Origin of the sequence: Pseudomonas putida, assembly GCA_029953615.1 — a bacterium.
Classification (GTDB): domain Bacteria; phylum Pseudomonadota; class Gammaproteobacteria; order Pseudomonadales; family Pseudomonadaceae; genus Aquipseudomonas.
In genome coordinates, this window is record CP124529.1 from 1,164,827 (window position 1) to 1,183,622 (window position 18,796).

Annotated in this window: 16 protein-coding genes and 2 pseudogenes; 10 read left to right on the top strand and 8 right to left on the bottom strand. The window is 63.9% G+C overall.

All coding sequences use genetic code 11. The features are described 5' to 3' along the window. Positions 1 to 135 precede the first annotated feature (135 nt). The 3 genes from QIY50_05330 to QIY50_05340 all read left to right on the top strand — a co-directional run bounded on the left by QIY50_05330 (position 136) and on the right by QIY50_05340 (position 4,820). Complete coding sequence (locus QIY50_05330) at positions 136 to 1,893, top strand: ATP-binding protein (GenBank protein WGV21661.1); 1,758 nt, start codon at positions 136 to 138, stop codon at positions 1,891 to 1,893. Then, on the top strand, positions 1,887 to 3,221 hold the full coding sequence (locus tag QIY50_05335) for a sigma-54 dependent transcriptional regulator (protein ID WGV21662.1): 1,335 nt from the start codon (positions 1,887 to 1,889) through the stop codon (positions 3,219 to 3,221). The genes QIY50_05330 and QIY50_05335 overlap by 7 nt, the downstream gene beginning before the upstream one ends. Before the next feature lie 279 nt (positions 3,222 to 3,500). Next, on the top strand, positions 3,501 to 4,820 hold the full coding sequence (locus QIY50_05340; GenBank protein ID WGV21663.1) for an MFS transporter: 1,320 nt from the start codon (positions 3,501 to 3,503) through the stop codon (positions 4,818 to 4,820). A gap of 134 nt (positions 4,821 to 4,954) precedes the next feature. Here QIY50_05340 and QIY50_05345 read toward each other — a convergent pair. After that, positions 4,955 to 5,410 (bottom strand): annotated as a pseudogene (locus QIY50_05345) (hypothetical protein). A gap of 243 nt (positions 5,411 to 5,653) precedes the next feature. Here QIY50_05345 and QIY50_05350 point away from each other — a divergent pair. Next, positions 5,654 to 6,019: a heme utilization protein gene (locus QIY50_05350; GenBank protein ID WGV21664.1), complete on the top strand. Its 366-nt coding sequence runs from the start codon at positions 5,654 to 5,656 to the stop codon at positions 6,017 to 6,019. A 118-nt stretch (positions 6,020 to 6,137) separates the two neighbouring features. Beyond that, positions 6,138 to 6,744: pseudogene (locus QIY50_05355) on the top strand (flavin reductase family protein). Here the strand turns inward: QIY50_05355 and QIY50_05360 are convergent. Both QIY50_05360 and QIY50_05365 read right to left on the bottom strand, forming a co-directional pair. Continuing rightward, positions 6,745 to 6,978, bottom strand: a complete 234-nt coding sequence (locus QIY50_05360; protein ID WGV21665.1) for a hypothetical protein — start codon at positions 6,976 to 6,978, stop codon at positions 6,745 to 6,747. 82 nt (positions 6,979 to 7,060) lie between these two features. Then, a complete protein-coding gene (locus QIY50_05365) occupies positions 7,061 to 7,354 on the bottom strand; it encodes a putative quinol monooxygenase (protein WGV21666.1) in 294 nt (97 codons plus the stop codon). Between the two features lie 202 nt (positions 7,355 to 7,556). Here QIY50_05365 and QIY50_05370 point away from each other — a divergent pair, with 202 nt between their 5' ends. Continuing rightward, positions 7,557 to 8,477 carry an AraC family transcriptional regulator gene (locus QIY50_05370; protein ID WGV21667.1) on the top strand — a complete coding sequence of 307 codons (921 nt, stop codon included), beginning with the start codon at positions 7,557 to 7,559 and terminating at the stop codon, positions 8,475 to 8,477. A 135-nt stretch (positions 8,478 to 8,612) separates the two neighbouring features. Here QIY50_05370 and QIY50_05375 read toward each other — a convergent pair whose 3' ends face one another. Further along, on the bottom strand, positions 8,613 to 10,250 hold the full coding sequence (locus tag QIY50_05375) for a 5-guanidino-2-oxopentanoate decarboxylase (protein WGV21668.1): 1,638 nt from the start codon (positions 10,248 to 10,250) through the stop codon (positions 8,613 to 8,615). Between the two features lie 112 nt (positions 10,251 to 10,362). Between QIY50_05375 and QIY50_05380 the strand changes: the two genes are divergently transcribed. Beyond that, positions 10,363 to 11,238, top strand: a complete 876-nt coding sequence (locus QIY50_05380) for a LysR substrate-binding domain-containing protein (GenBank protein ID WGV21669.1) — start codon at positions 10,363 to 10,365, stop codon at positions 11,236 to 11,238. Positions 11,239 to 11,336: 98 nt separating this feature from the next. Here the strand turns inward: QIY50_05380 and QIY50_05385 are convergent, their stop codons facing one another. Then, positions 11,337 to 11,951: an NAD(P)-dependent oxidoreductase gene (locus QIY50_05385; protein WGV21670.1), complete on the bottom strand. Its 615-nt coding sequence runs from the start codon at positions 11,949 to 11,951 to the stop codon at positions 11,337 to 11,339. A 27-nt stretch (positions 11,952 to 11,978) separates the two neighbouring features. Continuing rightward, the gene (locus QIY50_05390; protein WGV21671.1) at positions 11,979 to 12,854 is read right to left on the bottom strand and encodes an MBL fold metallo-hydrolase; all 876 of its coding nucleotides are present in this window, start codon (positions 12,852 to 12,854) and stop codon (positions 11,979 to 11,981) included. A 103-nt stretch (positions 12,855 to 12,957) separates the two neighbouring features. On the opposite strand from QIY50_05390, the gene QIY50_05395 reads away from it, so the two are divergent. Beyond that, the gene (locus QIY50_05395) at positions 12,958 to 13,863 is read left to right on the top strand and encodes a LysR family transcriptional regulator (protein WGV21672.1); all 906 of its coding nucleotides are present in this window, start codon (positions 12,958 to 12,960) and stop codon (positions 13,861 to 13,863) included. A 22-nt stretch (positions 13,864 to 13,885) separates the two neighbouring features. On the opposite strand, the gene QIY50_05400 is transcribed toward QIY50_05395, so the two are convergent. Then, complete coding sequence (locus QIY50_05400) at positions 13,886 to 14,755, bottom strand: oxaloacetate decarboxylase (protein ID WGV21673.1); 870 nt, start codon at positions 14,753 to 14,755, stop codon at positions 13,886 to 13,888. 439 nt (positions 14,756 to 15,194) lie between these two features. On the opposite strand from QIY50_05400, the gene QIY50_05405 reads away from it, so the two are divergent. Then, positions 15,195 to 16,646, top strand: a complete 1,452-nt coding sequence (locus QIY50_05405; GenBank protein ID WGV21674.1) for an MDR family MFS transporter — start codon at positions 15,195 to 15,197, stop codon at positions 16,644 to 16,646. A gap of 102 nt (positions 16,647 to 16,748) precedes the next feature. On the opposite strand, the gene ttgR is transcribed toward QIY50_05405, so the two are convergent. Next, on the bottom strand, positions 16,749 to 17,381 hold the full coding sequence (gene ttgR, locus QIY50_05410) for an efflux transport transcriptional regulator TtgR (protein ID WGV21675.1): 633 nt from the start codon (positions 17,379 to 17,381) through the stop codon (positions 16,749 to 16,751). Between the two features lie 258 nt (positions 17,382 to 17,639). Between ttgR and ttgA the strand changes: the two genes are divergently transcribed. Next, positions 17,640 to 18,794 (top strand): toluene efflux RND transporter periplasmic adaptor subunit TtgA, encoded by a 1,155-nt coding sequence (gene ttgA / locus QIY50_05415; GenBank protein WGV21676.1) that lies wholly within the window; start codon positions 17,640 to 17,642, stop codon positions 18,792 to 18,794. Positions 18,795 to 18,796: the final 2 nt, after the last annotated feature.

Sequence of the window (18,796 nt, forward strand, 5' to 3'; positions counted from 1 at the left end):
GCCTGTACCGGCCCCTTCGCGGGCTTGCCCGCTCCCACAGGTACTGCACAAGTCCATCGGGCTGTGAATTTCCTGTGGGAGCGGGCAAGCCCGCGAAGAGGCCGGCCCCGATATCCAATCATCCGGATCCGCCCCATGCCCTTTTCCGTTCGCGCCCTGCGTCTGGGGCTGATCACCTTGTTGATCGTGCTGGGCACTGCCCTCAGCGCCGGCTGGGCCATGTACCAGGCCAAGCGCCAGGCCATGGAAGCCGACGCCCAGCGTGCCAGCCAGCAGTTGAGCCTGTATGCCAATACCCTGCACACGCTGATCGACCGTTACCGCGCCCTGCCCGCCGTGCTGGCGCTGGACCCGGAACTGATCGCTGCCCTGCGTGGCCCGGTCAGCGAACCGGTGCAGGACGCCCTGAACCGCAAGCTCGAACGCATCAACGGTGCCGCCAATTCCTCCACCCTCGAACTGCTCGATCGCACCGGCCTGGCCATCGCCGCCAGCAACTGGCGGCTGCCCAGCAGCTACGTGGGCTCCAACTACGGTTTCCGCCCCTACTTCAAGCAAACCCGCAGCCAGGGCAGTGGCCGCTTCTACGCCGTGGGTGTGACCAGTGGCGTGCCGGGCTACTTCCTCGCCAGCGCGGTGAACGACGAGCATGGCCGCTTCCTTGGTGCCATGGTGGTGAAACTGGAATTCCCCGAACTGGAACGCGAGTGGCGCCAGGGCAGCGATATCCTGCTGGTCAGCGATGCCCGTGGCATCACCTTCATCGCCAACCAGGACGGCTGGCGCTACCGCGAACTGCAGCCACTCAGTGGTGCCGACCGTGCCGAACTGGCCGAAACCCGTCAGTATGACAAGCAACCGCTGGTGCCGCTGCAGCACCAGGTGCTGAGCCGTTTTGCCGCCAACAGCACCCTCAGCCGCGTGCAAGGCCCGGAGGGCAGCATCGAGTACCTGTGGGAAAGCCTGCCGCTGGAAGGTGAAAACTGGACCTTGCACCTGCTGCGCAAGCCGCAGGTCGCCGCCGACGGCCGCAATGCTGCCCTCGGCGCCGCCGCCGTATGGCTGAGCCTGGTGTTCGCTGCGCTGTTCGTCAGCCAGCGCCTGCGCCTGGCCCGCCTGCGCCAGCGCAGCCGGGAGGAGCTCAAGCGCCAGGTCGAGGAGCGCACCCGTGAGCTGCGCACCGCCCAGGAGGGACTGGTGCAATCGGCCAAGCTGGCCGCACTGGGGCAGATGTCGGCAGCCATGGCCCATGAAATCAACCAGCCGCTGACTACCCAGCGCATGCAACTGGAAACCCTGCGTCTGCTGCTCGACCATGGCCGATATGACGAAGCACGCCAGGCACTGGAACCATTGGAGCAGATGCTCACGCGCATGGCCGCACTCACCAGCCACCTGAAAACCTTCGCCCGCAACAGCCCGGTCGGCCTGCGCGAACGCCTCGACCTGGCCACCGTGGTCGACCAGGCCCTGCACCTGCTGGAAGCGCGCATCCGCAGCGAAGACGTGGAGGTAGCCCTTTACCTCGCGCGCCCGGCCTGGGTACGCGGCGATGCCATTCGCCTGGAACAGGTGCTGATCAACCTGCTGCGCAATGCCCTCGACGCCATGGCCGACAAGCGCTACAAACGCCTGGAGATCCGCATCGAGCCCGACGGCGAGCAGTGGCGGCTGAGCGTGCTGGATTCGGGTGGCGGCATTGCCGAGGCCGACCTGGCCAAGGTTTTCGACCCGTTCTTCACTACCAAGCCGGTAGGCGAAGGCCTGGGGCTGGGCCTGGCCATTTCTTACGGTATCGTTCATGAGGCCGGTGGCCAGCTGCAGGCCGAAAACCTGCCCGGCGGCGCGCGCCTGAGCCTTACCCTACCCAGTGACCTGGAGCCTGTATGTTGAATTCAGTGATCGTCATTGATGATGAAGCCAGTATCCGCACCGCGGTCGAACAATGGCTGAGCCTGTCCGGCTTCAGCGTGCAACTGTTCGCCCGCGCCGAGGAATGCCTGGCGCATCTGCCGCGGCACTTTCCCGGGGTGATCATCAGCGATGTGCGCATGCCGGGCATGGATGGTCTGCAATTGCTCGAACGCCTGCAGGCGGACGACCCCGACTTGCCGGTGATCCTGCTGACCGGCCACGGCGATGTGCCCATGGCGGTGGAAGCCATGCGCAGCGGGGCCTACGACTTTCTGGAGAAACCCTTCACCCCGCAGCACCTGCTGGGTAGCCTGCGCCGGGCCCTGGAAAAGCGCCAGCTGGTGCTGGAAAACCGCCGGCTCCACGAGCAGGCCGATCTCAAGTCACGCCTGGAAGGCACGCTGCTGGGCATGTCCCAGGGCCTGCAACAACTGCGGCGACAAGTGCTGGACCTGGCCAGCCTGCCGGTCAATGTGCTGATTCGCGGCGAAACCGGCAGTGGCAAGGAGCGCGTGGCCCGCTGCCTGCACGATTTTGGCCCGCGCGCCGACAAGCCGTTCGTCGCCCTCAACTGTGCAGCCATCCCCGAGTCGCTGTTCGAGGCCGAGCTGTTCGGCCATGAAAGCGGTGCCTTTACCGGGGCCCAGGGCAAGCGCATCGGCAAGCTGGAGTACGCCAACGGTGGTACGGTGTTCCTCGACGAAATCGAAAGCATGCCACTGGCCCAACAGGCAAAGCTGCTGCGGGTGATCCAGGAACAGAAGCTGGAGCGCCTGGGGGCCAACCAGAGCATCGACGTCGACCTGCGCATCATTGCCGCGACCAAGCCCGACCTGCTCGAAGAGGCCCGCGCCGGGCGCTTCCGCGAAGACCTTGCCTATCGCCTGAACGTGGCCGAATTGCGCCTGGCGCCGTTGCGCGAGCGGCGTGAGGATATTCCGCTGCTGTTCGAGCACTTTGCCCGTGCTGCTGGCGACAAGCTTGGCCGTACGGCCCCGCCGCTGTCGGGCGCGCAACTGGCGCAGTTGCTGTCGCATGACTGGCCGGGCAACGTGCGTGAGCTGGCCAATGCGGCGGAACGCCATGCGCTGGGGCTGGGTTCGCTGAACATCGAGGTGGCGCCTGCCGGGCAATCGCTTGGCGAGCAGATGGAAGCGTTCGAGGCGCAATGCCTGCGCGCGGCGCTGCGCCAGTATGGGGGCGAGATCAAGGCGGTGATGGAAGCCTTGCAACTGCCGCGGCGTACGCTGAACGAGAAGATGCAACGGCATGGCTTGGTGCGCGAGGATTTTATCGGGCGAGAATGAGCGGAAATCCGCCTATCACGCTTGGCCAGTAAGCAAAAGTCCGCTCACGCATAGGGTTGGGAGGGGGGCTGCGTTGCAGCCCTTCGCGGGCATGCCCGCTCCCACAGAGAAACGCGACAAGCCAGACATCACGCAGTCCCTGTGGGAGCGGGCGCGCCCGCGAAGGGCGCAAGGCGCCCCCATCTGGGTCATGCCGCACCCATTTGGCACACCTTCTGCAATCGCCTTGGCAAGCTGCGCCACGGCGCGCTCCACAAAAACAACGAGAAGGTATCCCTGATGGATAACGCCACCTCCCTGCCCACCGGGGCGGCCACCGCGCCTGCCGCAGAAAAAACCACCGCCAGCCGCCTGAAGTCGATCTTCAGCGGGTCCATCGGCAACATGGTCGAATGGTACGACTGGTACGTCTACGCCGCATTCTCGCTGTACTTCGCCAAGGCCTTCTTCCCGGCCGGCGATTCCACCGCACAATTGCTCAATACCGCTGCGATCTTCGCCGTGGGCTTCCTCATGCGCCCGATCGGTGGCTGGCTGATGGGCCTGTACGCCGACCGCAAAGGCCGCAAGGCTGCACTGATGGCTTCGGTGCTGCTGATGTGCGCCGGCTCCCTGGTCATCGCCCTGACCCCGGGCTACGAAACCATCGGCGTCGCCGCGCCAATCCTGCTGGTCATCGCCCGCCTGATGCAGGGCCTGTCGGTGGGTGGTGAATATGGCACCTCGGCCACCTACCTCAGTGAAATGGCCAGCAAGGACCGCCGTGGCTTCTTCTCCAGCTTCCAGTACGTGACCTTGATCTCCGGCCAGCTCATCGCCCTGGCAGTACTGATCGTTCTGCAACAGACCCTGACCACCGAGCAGCTGTATGCCTGGGGCTGGCGCGTACCGTTCGTGATCGGTGCGCTGTGCGCCGTGGTTGCCCTGTACCTGCGTCGCGGCATGGAAGAAACCGCCTCCTTCACCAAGAAGGAAAAGGCCAAGGAAAGCCTGATGCGTACCCTGCTGCGCCACCCCAAGGAGCTGATGACCGTAGTCGGCCTGACCATGGGCGGCACCCTGGCCTTCTACACCTACACCACCTACATGCAGAAGTACCTGGTCAACACCGTCGGCATGAGCATCAGCGACTCGACCACCATCTCGGCTGCCACGCTGTTCCTGTTCATGTGCCTGCAGCCAGTGATCGGTGGCCTGTCCGACAAGATCGGTCGGCGCCCGATCCTGATCGCCTTCGGTGTACTCGGTACCCTGTTCACCGTACCGATCCTCAGCACTCTGCACACCATCCAGACCTGGTGGGGCGCGTTCTTCCTGATCATGGCGGCGCTGATCATCGTCAGCGGCTACACCTCGATCAACGCCGTGGTCAAAGCCGAGCTGTTCCCCACCGAAATCCGCGCCCTGGGCGTGGGCCTGCCGTACGCCCTGACCGTGTCGATCTTCGGCGGCACCGCCGAGTACGTGGCCCTGTGGTTCAAGAGCGCCGGCATGGAGAGTGGCTTCTACTGGTATGTCACCGCCTGCATCGCCTGCTCGCTGCTGGTTTACGCGACCATGAAGGACACCAAGCAGCACTCGCGGATTACCACTGAGTGAGTGTGAGCTTGCGGTAATGAAGAAGGGCGCCCCGTTTTCGGGGCGCCTTTTTTCATACATGCGAATGCATCATGCAACCAAGATGTACGGCTTGAGGCCCCAGTTAATCTGCTCACCGGTATTGGATAGCAGTCTCAGGACATCTCCAACGCCTGACGCGGTTCACGGCGCTGGCACCAGGTGGCCATCAGCACCAGTCCCAGCGCCACTACCACAACGGCGATGGCGCTGCCGATCAGCAGTGCACCACCGGCAAAACCTAGCCCCGAGTCATCGGCCAGGTAATCGCCCAGCGCGGTGCCGAGGGTGTTGGAGAACAGGATCGCCACCCAGTAGAACAATTCACCCGTGCGGTTCTTGATGCGGGTGACATCCAGCGGGTTGCCGCTCAGGCGCCATATCACGAAGGCCAGCAGCAGAATGCCAATGAGGATGGCCGAACCCGCGGCATAGCCCAGGCCCAGGGTACGGTCCATGAAGTCGGACATGGTGGTGCCAGCGGTGCTGGTGGAGAGGATTACCAGCCAGTACAGCATCGGATGGTAGCGGCGCGAGTACAGCTGGCCGAGCAAGGTCAGCACGAACACGCTGAAATCTTCATCCGTAATGCCTCGTTAATTCCACCCCCTCAACCTGCAACTACTTGGCAGAGCGTCGGCAAGCAGCAGACGCGTCGTGAGCAGAACCACTGCCTGATCCACGCGATGCGCGCCAATACATATCGAAATAGTCGATTCTTAAGCGCAATTATTTGCGCTTTTTAATCAAATTAATCGGCGTAGGATTAAACCCATAGAAACAAACAACCTCAAGCACCCTCTGGAGCAACGACCATGAAAAACAAACTGATCCTCACCCTCGCCCTCTCGGTTTTCGCTACTGGCGCCTTCGCCGAAGATGGTTTCAACCGCACCAACGCCCACACCTTCGCAGCGGCCCAAAGCCAATCCGCTGCCTACGCTGAAGATGGTTTCGACCGCACTGGCGGCCAGCGCTTCGCTGAAGACGGTTTCGACCGCACCGGCGGCCAGCGCTTCGCTGAAGACGGCTTCGACCGCACCGGTGGCCAGCGCTTCGCTGAAGACGGCTTCGACCGCACCGGTGGCCAGCGCTTCGCTGAGGACGGTTTCGATCGCACTGGCGGCCAACGCTTCGCTGAAGACGGCTTCGAGCGCACCAACGCCCACCGCATCAGCTGATCCCTGATGCGTGCACCCAGCCCGGCTTCGGCCGGGCTTGATCATTTGCAGGCGGGCAAAGGCTTGGCACACTAGGCACATTGTCCACCAGGAGGTAGGGCCAACAAGCCCAGCACAGATGCATTACTACGAACCCGCCAAAGGCCACGGCCCTGCCCCACGACCCGTTCAACGCCATCGTCGGCCCCCGCCCTATCGGCTGGATTTCCTCACAGGACCGCGAAGGCCGCCTGAACCTGGCGCCCTACAGCTTCTTCAACGCCTTCAACTACATTCCGCCGATCATCGGTTTCTGCAGCGTCGGGCGCAAAGACAGCCTGAACAACATCGAGCAGACCGGCGAATTCGTCTGGAACCTGGCCACCCGCCCGTTGGCCGAGCAGATGAACCAGAGCTGCGCACCGGTTGCCGCCGAAATAAACGAATTCGAATTGAGCGGCCTCACCGCCACGCCATCGCGCATCGTCAAGGTGCCGCGTGTTGGCGAAACCCCGGTGGCCTTCGAGTGCAAGGTCAGCCAGATCGTCCAGCTCAAGCGGGCCGATCAGGAACTGGTGCCCAGCTGGCTGATCCTGGGTGAAGTGGTGGCGGTGCACATTGCCGAGCACCTGTTGAAGAACGGCATCTACGATACCGCTGCTGCCGAACCGATCCTGCGTGGCGGTGGCCCGGCGGACTATTTCGAACTGGGCAACCTGTTCAAGATGGCCCGGCCGCCGGCCTGATCACCAGACCAGCTCACCTTCTTCGCTGACGCCCTGCAGGCGTTGCAGCTCGGCTGTGGCCGCTTCGTCGGCGGCCACGGCGCCCTTGAACACCTGGCCGTCGAGAATCTTGTGAAAACGCGGCGCGCCGCCCATGCCCAGGGCCTTGACCGCGATGGCCGCGTTGTAGCCGCCGCCTTCAACCGGGACCATCGCCGAAACCGCTTCGAAATGCGGGAACTCCCTACGTGCCATGTTGCTATCCGCTTCGTTGATCGAGGGCTGGCATTTTACCCTATTTGCCTGTTCCGGCCCTATCGCCGGTACCAGCGACAGATCAGTCAAAGGTATGCAAGTCCAGGCTGCTGACCACCTGTGCCTGTACCAACTCACCAAACACCTGCAGCGTCGGCGAAGCAAAGTACCCACTCATCGCCTGCTGGTCCCGCCAGCTGCCACTGAGCAACCACAAGTCGGCATCAGCCTGCGAACGCTGCACGGTGAAACTCAGGCAACCCGGTGCCCGCAGCGAGGGCTCGAGCAAGTCACGCAGACGCGCGCCCAACTCCGCCGAGCGCCCGCTGCTGGCACGGATGAAAGCAAGGTGGGTGACCGGTTGTGTCGAGGTCATTGCACGATCTCCTTGAAGCAGGCGGACGGGAAAGCCAGGCTGCCAAGGTTAGAGACTCACCCGCGCAGCGCGTTAGGCCATTACTGCTCGCCGATTGCCTGATCCTGCAGCGCGGCAGGATCAGGCAATCGACGTGCAGCTTTTGACTAGCGCCCGCCATTGCCCAAACCTATGCTGCGTCGGTCAGCAGAGGAAAGCCATCATGACCACCGCCACGTCCATCGACCCGAGCCTGGAACTGCAACGCCAGGAGCTGGCCGAGCTGATCAGCCGCCACGCCGGCGAACCCCACGGCCCGGCATCGGCCATCGATGATCTGTACCTGGTGCGCTACACCGAAAACGTGCGCTCGGTGCCGACCCTGGCGCAACCCGCGCTGTGCATCCTCGCCCAAGGCAGTAAAAGCCTGTTTCTCGGGGACGAGCAGTACGCCTACGACCCGCTGCACTACATGGTGGTCTCGGTCACCTTGCCGCTTAGCGGTGTCAGGCTCGACGCCAGCCCCGAGCACCCGAGCCTCGGCCTGCGCATGGACCTGGACCCGGCCGAAATCAGCCAGCTGATCGCCGAAAGCGGGCCGATGCTGGTGCCCAACCGGCCTTCCGGTCGTGGCCTGTATGTGGAAAGAACCGATGCCGCGTTGCTCGACGCTCTGCTGCGCCTGATCCGCCTGCTGGATACCCCGCGTGACATCGCGATGCTGGCGCCGCTGTTCCGTCGGGAGATCCTCTACCGCCTGCTGCGTGGGCCGCAGGGCTATCGGTTGTACGAAATCGCCTTGGCCAACAGCCAGACCCACCGGGTTTGCCAGGCCATCACCTGGCTCAACCAGAATTATCAAATGCCTTTGCGCATCGAGGACCTGGCCCGGGAGGTCAACCTCAGCATCTCGACCTTGCACCACCGGTTCAAGGCCGTGACGTCGATGAGCCCGTTGCAGTACCAGAAGCAACTGCGCCTGCAGGAGGCGCGGCGGTTGATGCTCAATGACGGGCTTGAGGCAGCGGTGGCGGCTTACAGGGTAGGCTATGAAAGCCCGTCACAGTTCAGCCGTGAGTACAGCAGGCTGTATGGCGCGCCGCCGATTCGTGATGTGGCCAGGTTGCGGGCGTCTGCTGGCTGAAGTTCTGGATGGCAGTACTGGCCTCTTCGCGGGCTTGCCCGCTCCCACAGGTACAGCACAACATTCAGAATCTGTGCAGAATCCTGTGGGAGCGGGCAAGCCCGCGAAAGGGCCCGTACAGGCAACAGCGCTACGTCAGCCCCGCACAGCCCCCTGCCACTGATTCTGGTCAACCTGGATCAGGGTCGGCCCCTTGCGCTCCACCGCGTGCCCCAAAGCCGCTTGCAACTGCGCCACATCCGCCACCTGCTCCGCTGCCGCGCCCAGGGCCCGCGCCACACCAATGAAGTCCGGCGTATGGATATCCACTCCGACCGGCTCGATCGCCCGGTTGACCATGTACTTCTTGATTTCCTCGTACCCCTGGTTGTTCCACAGCAGCACGATCAGCGGCACTTGCGCCTCCACCGCACTGGCCAGCTCCGGCAAGGTGAATTGCAAACCGCCATCACCAATCAGGCACACCGCAGGCGCACGCTCGTCGACCTGTTCCGCACTACCCAGCCAGGCACCCATGGCCGCCGGCAGTGCATACCCCAAGGTGCCGTAGCCGGTCGAGGCATTGAACCAGCGCCGTGGCTGCTCCATGTCCAGGGTCAGGTTGCCGGTGTACACCGGCTGGGTCGAATCGCCCACCAGAATGGCGTTGGGCAGGCGCTCGAGAATCGCATTCAACAAACGCGTCTGGCTCAAGGTCGGCTGGTCCCAACCCGCCGCCAGTGCCTGGCGCAGCTTGGCCACCCGGGCCGCCCCCCACGTGTTTTCACGCACAGGTTGCGGCAGTGGCTGCAAGGCGCCGAGCAGCGCCTCGGCGGCCAGTTCGGCATCGGCCACCAGCGACAGCGTCGGCAGGTAATTGCGCACGGTCTGGTCCGGGTCGATGTCGATGCGCAAGAGGCTGCCGGGGATTTCGAAACCACCTTTGAAGGTCACGTCATAGTCGGTTTCGGCCAGTTCGGTGCCGATCGCCAGTACCACATCGGCCTCGGCCACCAGTGCCCGCGTGGCCGGCAGAGACTGGGTCGAGCCGATCTGCAGCGGGTGGCTGGCCGGCAGCAGCCCCTTGGCATTGATGGTCAGCGCCACCGGCGCCTGCAGGTGTTCAGCCAGGCGCGCCAGCGCAGCGCCCGCGGCCAATGCGCCGCCACCGGCCAGGACCAATGGCCGCCTTGCATTGGCCAGGCGCTCGGCCATCTGCGCCACGGCCTGCGGCGCTGCCCCTGCCCTGCTGCTACGCACCACGCGCCCCGGCAACAGGTGATCGGCCGGCTCGACCAGCACGTCGAGCGGGATCTCGATGTGCACCGGGCGCGGTCGGGCACCTTCGAACACGGCGAATGCCCGGGCCAGCACCTGCGGCAGGTCATCGGCACTCATCAGGGTGTGGGAAAACGCCGCCACACCCGAGACCAGCGCTGCCTGGTTGGGCAACTCGTGCAGCTTGCCGCGGCCACCGCCCAGCTGGTCGCGCGACTGCACGCTGGAAATCACCAGCATCGGGATCGAGTCGGCATAGGCCTGGCCCATGGCAGTGGTGATGTTGGTCATGCCCGGGCCGGTGATGATGAAGCACACTCCCGGTTTGCCGCGGGTGCGCGCATAGCCGTCGGCCATGAACCCGGCGCCCTGCTCGTGGCGCGGGGTGACATGGCGGATCGACGATCCCGCCAGGCCGCGGTAGAGCTCCACGGTATGTACACCAGGAATGCCGAAGACATGGTCCACGCCATAGCCTTCAAGGAGTTTTACCAGTACTTCGCCGCAGGTTGCCATCGGTTTCACCATGAATCTTGGTTGGGTTATGCCTTATTGGACCCAGCCACGGCTATCGCCACAATGCAAAAAAACACATACTAGCCATGTCCTGTACTCATGGCTCAGCACAATGAAACGCCTCCCGCCCCTGCCTGCCCTGCATACCTTTCTGGTCACCGCCCAACACTGCAATTTCACCCGTGCCGGGCAGCAGTTGCATATCACCCAGGGCGCGGTCAGCCGGCAGATTGCAGCCCTCGAGGAACATCTGGGTTATGCCTTGTTCCAGCGCCAGGCCCGTGGGCTGAGCCTGACCCGTGAAGGCCAGGACTGGCTGCCAAGGGTGCAGCAGGTGTTCACGCTGATCGAACAAGGGGTGCGCGAGGTGGGTGGACGCACCGCTACCTTGCAGCTCAAGGCTCCGACCTGCGTGATGCGCTGGCTGCTGCCGCGCCTGATGGAATGGCAGGCGTTACGCCCGGATGTGCCGGTGGAGCTGACCACCACCGTGCAGCATGGGGTGGATTTCCGCCGCGAGGGTTTCGATGCGGCGGTGGTCTACGGCGATGCACCGAACCACGGGTTGCGCGTGCGCAAGTTGTTCGATGAACAGCTGACGCCGGTGTGCGCGCCGTCACTGCGAGAGGGGCCGGTACCGTTGCAGCAGGTCGAGGACCTGGCGCGACACATGCTGCTGCACCCGTCGCGAGATGAGCATGACTGGCGGTTATGGCTGCAGGCAGCCGGGGTGACGCTGGGCACTCAAGGGCCGAAACAGCATTTCGAAACGCTGGACATGGCCATGGCCATGGCCTCGCAGGGGACCGGCGTGGCCATCGGCGACTGGTCGCTGATCGGCGATGACTTGCGCGGAGGGCGGCTGTGCATGCCGTTTGCGCTGAAGGTGATGACCGGCAAGGGGTATTACCTGGTGAGCCAGAGCAAGAGCTTGCCGTCGGGGTTGGTGGAGTTGCTGGACTGGCTGGAGGGCCAGGCCAGCCAGTGAGTGCCCCTTCGCGGGCACGCCCGCTCCCACAGGTACCGCACAAAATCCAGGACCTGCACTGTACCTGTGGGAGCGGGCAAGCCCGCGAAGCAGGCGACTCAGTAGCCGACAGTGAAACGCTGCCGCGAGTGCTGCGGCTTTTCCAGTTCGTCGAGCATGGCAATCGCGTAATCGGCGAAGGTGATCCAGCTTCTGCCATCCGCGCCGATCAGCAGATGATCCTTGCCCAGTTTGTAATGCCCGCTGCGCTCACCTTCAACGAACTCCGCCGACGGCGACAGGAAGGTCCAGTCCAGGTTCGGCTCCCGCTGCAACACCTCCAGAAAATGCACACCGGCATTGGCCTCGGCCTTGTACGCCTCGGGGAAGTCCGGGCTGTCGATCACCCGATGGCCCGATGGCAGCAACAGGCTGCCGGCACCGCCAACCACCAGCAATCGCCTGACCCCGGCGTGCTTGACCGGCTCGATGATGGCGTGTGGCTCGATGGTCGAGAAATGCGCCGCACTCAGCACCGCATCCACATCCGCGACCGCCGCTTGCAGGGCTGCGCTGTCCTTCACATCCAGCGCCTTGACGGTGACCCCGTCCCGCCCTTGCAAGCGCGACGGGTCGCGGGCGATGGCCAGCACACTGTGGCCACGGCGCAGGGCCTCCTCCAGCAACTGGCTGCCAGCGCGGCCAGTGGCACCGATGATTGCAATCTTGCTCATGGGATACTCTCCATCAATTGAACGGAATTACCATTTCATCTCGCCCTTGGCGACCTTGGCCCCCAGCTCCAGCGAGCTTTCATCGGCCAGGCCCGGGTAACGTCGCTTCATCGCCGCGATCAACGCGCCGGCGTCCTTCGCCTTGGCGGTCTCGGCATCGAAGTCACGTATGTAGTTCGCCGTGAAACGCACGGCCTCGAGCGATCGGCTGCTGTCGCCCAGGTAATGCCCCGGGATGACCGTGCGCGGCGCCAGCGCTTCGATGTGCGCCAGGGTGCCGAGCCAGTCGGCGTGGGACTTGGCCGTTTGCGTGTCGGCCATCCATACATGGATGTTCTCCGACACCACCACGCCACCGACCACCGCCTTGATCGACGGGATCCACACAAAACTGCGATCAGGTTGCGGGCCGTCCAGGCCGACCACATCGAGGGCCTGCCCTTCCAGCGTCAGGCGGTTGCCTTCGAGCACCTGTGGCAGCACCAGACGCGCCGGTTTGTCCGCGCCCATCTGCGGGCCCCAGTAGGCCAGTTTGGCATCCATGGTCTGGCGGATATGGGCAACCGTGGCGGCCGACGCCAGCACCTTGGCGTCGGGGAAGGCCTGGGTCAGGGTATCCAGGCCGAAGTAGTAGTCCGGGTCGCCGTGGCTGATGTAGATGCTGGTCAGCTGCTTGCCACCTGCCCGCAGGCGCTGCACCAGTTGCTCTGCCTGTGCCTTGCCGAACTGGGCATCGACAAGAATGGCATCGTGCTCGCCGCTGACGATCACCGAACTGACCGGGAAGATCGCCTCATGTCCGGGGTTGTATACCTCCAGCCGCAAGGGTTCGGCAGCCAGCACCGGCCCGGCCAAGGTCACGCAGGCCAGCAGCAGGCCACGCAAGGGAGGGAAAAGAGACATCGCAAACACCCGTCAGATGAACAATGCCCAACAGCTTAGTTGCCCGATCCATCACAAAAAATGCGATGCTCGAACATAGTTTGTTTCTGAAACCGGGCAAATCATGGACCGTCTCAACGCCATGCGCGTTTTCGTCACCGTTGTCGACCTGGGCAGCCAGTCGGCAGCGGCAGATCATCTGCAACTGTCCCGGCCGGTGGTGTCGCGCTACCTGGCGGAGCTGGAAGACTGGGTTGGCGCACGGCTGATGCAGCGCACCACACGCAAGCTCAGCCTCACCGCCGCCGGTCAGGAAACCCTGCCCCGCTGCCGCCAACTGCTGGAACTGGCAGGCGACCTGCAGGCCGCGGTGCAGCAACCGGATGACGCACCCAAGGGCGCGCTGCGCATCAGTGTCAGCACTTCGTTTGGCCAGGCCCAGCTGGTGGATGCAGTGGCCGACTACGTCCGGCGTTACCCCGGGGTGAAGGTGGAACTGCAGATGCTCGATCGCACGGTGAATCTGGTGGACGAGCGCATCGACCTGGCCATTCGCACCAGCAATGACCTGGACCCCAACCTGATCGCCCGGCGCTTGAGCGTGTGCCGCTCGGCGGTGTGTGCGGCACCGGCGTACCTGCGCGAGCACGGCACGCCGCAACGGGTCGAGGAATTGAGCCAGCACAACTGCCTGACCCATGCCTACTTCGGCCACAGCCTGTGGCATTTCGAGGTGGCCGGCCAGCAGGTCGCCGTGCCGGTGGGCGGGAATATCAGTGCCAACGAGGCGATGACACTACAGAAGGCGGCGCTGGCCGGCGCAGGTATCGCCATGTTGCCGACCTACCAGGCCGCACAGGCCTTGCGCTGCGGCGAGCTGGTGCGCTTGCTGCCCGAGGCGAAGCCACGCGAGCTGAACCTCAATGCGGTGTACACCTCGCGCAAGCACATGCCGGCGACCCTGCGCAGCATGCTGGACTTTCTGGTGCAGCGGTTCAAGGACGAACCGGAGTGGGACCAGGGCCTGTGACGCTCCTAGCGGGATCGCGCCATCACTCCTCGACGCTCATGTATTCCTTGGCCCAGCGGATGTAGTCCTCGGGCTGGGTGTAGGTATGCGAGAGTTCGGTGGCGCTGAGGTTTTCCGACTTGTTCTGCTGGCCGCGCTGCAGCCGCAGGCAGTCGTAGGTGGCCTTGATGGCGGCAAAGTAGGCCGCGTGACCATCGACCACGATGCGTACGCCCAGGCGTGCCAGGCGCTCGTCATCGCGCAGGTTCGGGTTGCCGTAGGTCACCAGCATCAGCGGCACCGTCAGGTGCTCGGCAATCTGCTCGAGCTGCGCGAAATCCTTCACCCCCACCATGCAGATACCGTCGGCCCCGGCCTTCTGGTAGCTCTGGGTGCGCACGATGATTTCTTCAGTGGAGAGTACGCCAGCGTTGGTCCGGGCAATGATCGACAACGACGAGTCGACCCGCGCCTCCAGCGCTGCACGGATCTTGCCGACGCCCTCTTCAACCGGGATCAGGTCGGTGGACTTGCGCCCGAACTGGGCCGGCAGCAGGGTGTCCTCGATGGTCAGTGCTGCCACGCCAGCGCGCTCCAGTTCGATGACCGTGCGCATGACGTTCAGCGCGTTGCCATAGCCATGGTCGGCGTCCGCCAGCACGGGCAGTTGCGCCACACGACCGATACGGGTGGCCTGCTCGACGAACTCACTGAGAGTGATGAGGGCGAAGTCCGGCGCAGCCAATACCTGCAACGAAGCGACGGAACCACCGAGGATGCCGACCTCGAAGCCCAGGTCTGCGGCAATGCGCGCCGACATCGGGTCGAACACCGATGCGGTGTGATAACAGGAACCTGAAGCGAGCAGCTCGCGGAAGGCAAAACGCAGATCTTGATGGGAAGCCTTGGGCATGATCACTCCGCAAAATAAATTGAAATTCGAACGGTAACTACCGACCCCTGTAATCGGGTCTACCTGGCTGTTCCAACCGTCGCCATCCGGGCGGTCATGCTCGACATGCAGGCAGAGGAATAAAAGGTGTGGGAGACAGCGGCTTGAAAACCCCGCGGCATAATGCTGCACCATGCTGGTGCAAGCCCCGGTTTTCAGCCTCTGTGGCATACCAACGATATCACGCAGCCATGCAGCACTGGATGAATGCGCCAATGCCGATCTTGCATAGGGGATGCAGATAGTACATAGGAAGCTACCTAACTCAGGTTACAATTCCGGGGCCATTTCGCGGGCACGCCCGCTCCCACAGGTAAACCACTACCTTCAAGACCTGTGTTGCCCTTGTGGGAGCGGGCGTGCCCGCGAAGAGGCCTCAACCGATGAACAAGGTATCCCCGTGACCGCCGCCCTGCCCCCCACAACCCTGCGCAACGTGCTCACCGCCCTGATGCTGGCGATCTTCCTCGGCGCCCTGGACCAGACCATCGTCGCTGTCTCGCTGCCAGCGATCTCGGCGCAGTTCAACGATGTCGGCCTGCTGGCGTGGGTCATCTCCGGCTACATGGTGGCGATGACCGTGGCCGTCCCCATCTACGGCAAGCTGGGCGACTTGTACGGGCGGCGTCGGATGATTCTCACCGGCATCAGCCTGTTCACCCTGGCCTCGATCGCCTGCGCCCTGGCCCAGGACATGCAGCAACTGGTACTGGCCCGGGTACTGCAGGGCATTGGCGCCGGCGGCATGGTCTCGGTGAGCCAGGCGATCATCGGCGACTTCGTGCCCCCGCGAGAGCGCGGCCGCTACCAGGGCTACTTCAGCAGCATGTACGCGGTGGCCAGTGTCGCAGGGCCGGTGCTGGGCGGGTGGCTGACCGAATACCTTTCATGGCGCGGGGTATTCTGGATCAACCTGCCGCTGGGGCTGGTTGCACTGTGGGCGATCCGTCGCGCCCTCGGCGGCATGCCGGCGCAGCGCCGCGAGGCGCAGGTGGACTACCTCGGCGCCGTGCTGCTGATACTCGGCCTGGGCAGCCTGTTGCTGGGCATTACCCTGGTCGGCCAGGGCCATGCCTGGGCCGACCCGGCCGTGCTGACCCTGTTCGCCTGCGCCACACTCGGCCTGGTACTGTTCATCGCCCATGAACGCCGCTGCCCGGAGCCACTGCTGCCGCTCGGCCTGTTCGGCAACCGCGTGGCGGTACTGTGCTGGGGCGTGATCTTCTTCGCCAGCTTCCAGTCGATCTCCCTGACCATGCTCATGCCGTTGCGCTACCAGGGCATCACCGGCGCCGGCGCCGACAGCGCGGCCCTGCACCTCCTGCCGCTGGTGATGGGGCTGCCTGTCGGGGCCTTCACCGGCGGGCGCATGACCAGCCTGACCGGGCGCTACAAGCCGCAGATCCTGGCCGGGGCACTGCTGATGCCGCTGGCCATTTTCGCCATGGCGCTGACCCCGCCGCAGTCCGCCTTGCCCAGTGCACTGTTCATGCTGCTGACCGGTATCGCTTGCGGTCTGCAGTTCCCGACCTCGCTGGTAGGTACGCAAAGCGCGGTGGACAGCAAGGACATCGGCGTCGCCACCAGCACCACCAACCTGTTCCGCTCGCTGGGCGGGGCCATGGGCGTGGCGTGCATGTCCAGCCTGCTGCTGGCACTGCTGCACCAGGGCGGGTTCGACTCGCTGGGTAATCCGTTGCTGGGGAGCCTGACTGCTGGTGAGGTGGACCTCGTGACCCAAGGGCGGTTGCTGGAGACGTTCCGGCAGTTGCTGATGGGGAGTGCCGGGGTGGCTGTGCTCGGACTGCTAGCGGCAGTGGCATTGCCGGATCGGCAACTTCGCGGACGCTAAGAGGCCGCTCCTACAGGATTTGCACCTGTCCCTGCCACCCGAAGGCATTAATCTCCCCTTAACACAAAGGGGTAACACTCCCTCACAATCCTTAACAAAGTGTCATTTGCGCAGAGCCGGGCTCAAGCGCAGCATATCCAGCCCGGTGTCGACCCATTTTTCGACATCCTTCAACAGATCGACACTGTCAGGCAGCAACAGCCAGCGCCCGATCAGGCCATCGACATAGGCGAACATGGCCACCGCCGCGCGCTCGACATCCAGCTCGCCTGGCAACTGGCCCCGGCGCACGGCATTGGCCAACGCCAGGGTGATGCCCTTGTGGCAATCCAGCACCGCACCCTGGCGCTGCTGGCGAATTTCACACATGTCATCGGTGAACTCGCACTTGTGATGCAGGATTTCATTGATACGCCGGGTTCGGGCATCGAGCACCAGCTCGTTGAACACTTGCAACAACAGCTTGCGCATGCAGCCAAGCGGGTCCACTTCGTCCTCGCTTTCGCTCGCCCGCGCCAGGTGGTCATGGGTTTCATGCAGGCTGTCGAGCAGCGCCTGCACCAACTCGGCCTTGTTGTTGAAGTGCCAGTAAATCGCCCCTCGCGTCACACCTGCCAGTTCGGCGATGTCGGCCAGGGTGGTTCGCGCAACCCCGCGCTTGTAGAAGGCCTTTTCCGCCGCCTCGATGATCTGGGCGCGGGTTTCCTGGGCTTCTTCTTTGGTTCGACGGACCATGGCAGTACAAACCTCATCTGCCCCGAACGCGCGGCGCGTGCGGGGAACACTCCGGGGGCACCTCTGCAGGGTGCCGCGCGGAGCAGCTAATCAAGGACTGTGGCAGTACCCAAGTACAACCCAGCGGTATTTACAAACAACCATGAATGTAAGTATATTCCTTAGCAAGCTATTTATCCACCGGATAGCAATTTTTCCAGATCAAGACTCTTCCATTACTCTTGAGCGTCTCCCAGCTCCAGCGACCCGAGGATCCTCATGCAATTCAAGCCAGCCGTTACCGCTCTGGTTTCCGCCGTCGCCCTGGCAACCCTGCTCAGTGGCTGTAAGAAAGAAGAAGCAGCGCCAGCGGCGCAGGCTCCTCAGGTCGGCGTCGTGACCATCCAGCCCCAAGCCTTCACCCTGACCTCGGAACTGCCGGGGCGTACCAGTGCCTACCGCGTCGCCGAAGTGCGCCCGCAGGTCAACGGCATCATCCTCAAGCGCCTGTTCAAGGAAGGCAGTGAGGTCAAGGAAGGCCAGCAGCTCTACCAGATCGACCCTGCCGTGTACGAAGCCAACCTGGCCAATGCCCAGGCCAACCTGCAGGCTACCCGCTCGCTGGCCGAGCGTTACAAGCAGCTGATCGACGAACAGGCTGTCTCCAAACAGGAATACGACGACGCCAATGCCAAACGATTGCAGGCCGAGGCTTCGCTCAAGAGCGCGCAGATCGACCTGCGCTACACCAAGGTCCTGGCACCGATCAGCGGCCGTATCGGCCGTTCTTCGTTCACCGAAGGTGCACTGGTGAGCAATGGCCAGGCCAACGCCATGGCCACCATCCAGCAACTCGACCCGATCTACGTCGACGTCACCCAGTCCACCGCCGAGCTGCTCAAGCTGCGCCGTGACCTGGAAAGCGGCCAGCTGCAAAAGGCCGGCGACAACGCCGCCTCGGTGCAGCTGGTGCTGGAAGACGGCAGCCTGTTCAAGCAGGAAGGCCGCCTGGAGTTCTCCGAAGTCGCGGTTGACGAGACCACCGGCTCGGTCACCCTGCGCGCCCTGTTCCCCAACCCCGATCACACCCTGCTGCCAGGCATGTTCGTGCATGCGCGGCTCAAGGCCGGGGTCAACGCCAACGCCATCCTGGCCCCGCAACAGGGCGTGACCCGCGACCTGAAAGGTGCGCCGACCGCGCTGGTGGTCAACCAGGAGAACAAGGTCGAACTGCGCCAGCTCAAGGCCAACCGTACCCTGGGCAGCGACTGGCTGATCGAGGAAGGCCTGAACCCGGGTGACCGCCTGATCACCGAAGGGCTGCAGTACGTGCGCCCGGGCGTCGAGGTCAAGGTCAGCGAAGCCACCAACGTCAAGAAGCCGGGCAGCCCTGATCAGGCCAACGCGGCGAAAGCAGACGCCAAAGCGGAGTAAAC

Coding starts and splice junctions, on each gene's coding strand:
- QIY50_05330 (WGV21661.1), top strand. CDS start 136: ATGCCCTTTTCCGTTCGCGCCCTGCGTCTGGGGCTGATCACCTTGTTG.
- QIY50_05335 (WGV21662.1), top strand. CDS start 1,887: ATGTTGAATTCAGTGATCGTCATTGATGATGAAGCCAGTATCCGCACC.
- QIY50_05340 (WGV21663.1), top strand. CDS start 3,501: ATGGATAACGCCACCTCCCTGCCCACCGGGGCGGCCACCGCGCCTGCC.
- QIY50_05350 (WGV21664.1), top strand. CDS start 5,654: ATGAAAAACAAACTGATCCTCACCCTCGCCCTCTCGGTTTTCGCTACT.
- QIY50_05360 (WGV21665.1), bottom strand. CDS start 6,978: ATGGCACGTAGGGAGTTCCCGCATTTCGAAGCGGTTTCGGCGATGGTC.
- QIY50_05365 (WGV21666.1), bottom strand. CDS start 7,354: ATGACCTCGACACAACCGGTCACCCACCTTGCTTTCATCCGTGCCAGC.
- QIY50_05370 (WGV21667.1), top strand. CDS start 7,557: ATGACCACCGCCACGTCCATCGACCCGAGCCTGGAACTGCAACGCCAG.
- QIY50_05375 (WGV21668.1), bottom strand. CDS start 10,250: ATGGCAACCTGCGGCGAAGTACTGGTAAAACTCCTTGAAGGCTATGGC.
- QIY50_05380 (WGV21669.1), top strand. CDS start 10,363: ATGAAACGCCTCCCGCCCCTGCCTGCCCTGCATACCTTTCTGGTCACC.
- QIY50_05385 (WGV21670.1), bottom strand. CDS start 11,951: ATGAGCAAGATTGCAATCATCGGTGCCACTGGCCGCGCTGGCAGCCAG.
- QIY50_05390 (WGV21671.1), bottom strand. CDS start 12,854: ATGTCTCTTTTCCCTCCCTTGCGTGGCCTGCTGCTGGCCTGCGTGACC.
- QIY50_05395 (WGV21672.1), top strand. CDS start 12,958: ATGGACCGTCTCAACGCCATGCGCGTTTTCGTCACCGTTGTCGACCTG.
- QIY50_05400 (WGV21673.1), bottom strand. CDS start 14,755: ATGCCCAAGGCTTCCCATCAAGATCTGCGTTTTGCCTTCCGCGAGCTG.
- ttgR (WGV21675.1), bottom strand. CDS start 17,381: ATGGTCCGTCGAACCAAAGAAGAAGCCCAGGAAACCCGCGCCCAGATC.
- ttgA (WGV21676.1), top strand. CDS start 17,640: ATGCAATTCAAGCCAGCCGTTACCGCTCTGGTTTCCGCCGTCGCCCTG.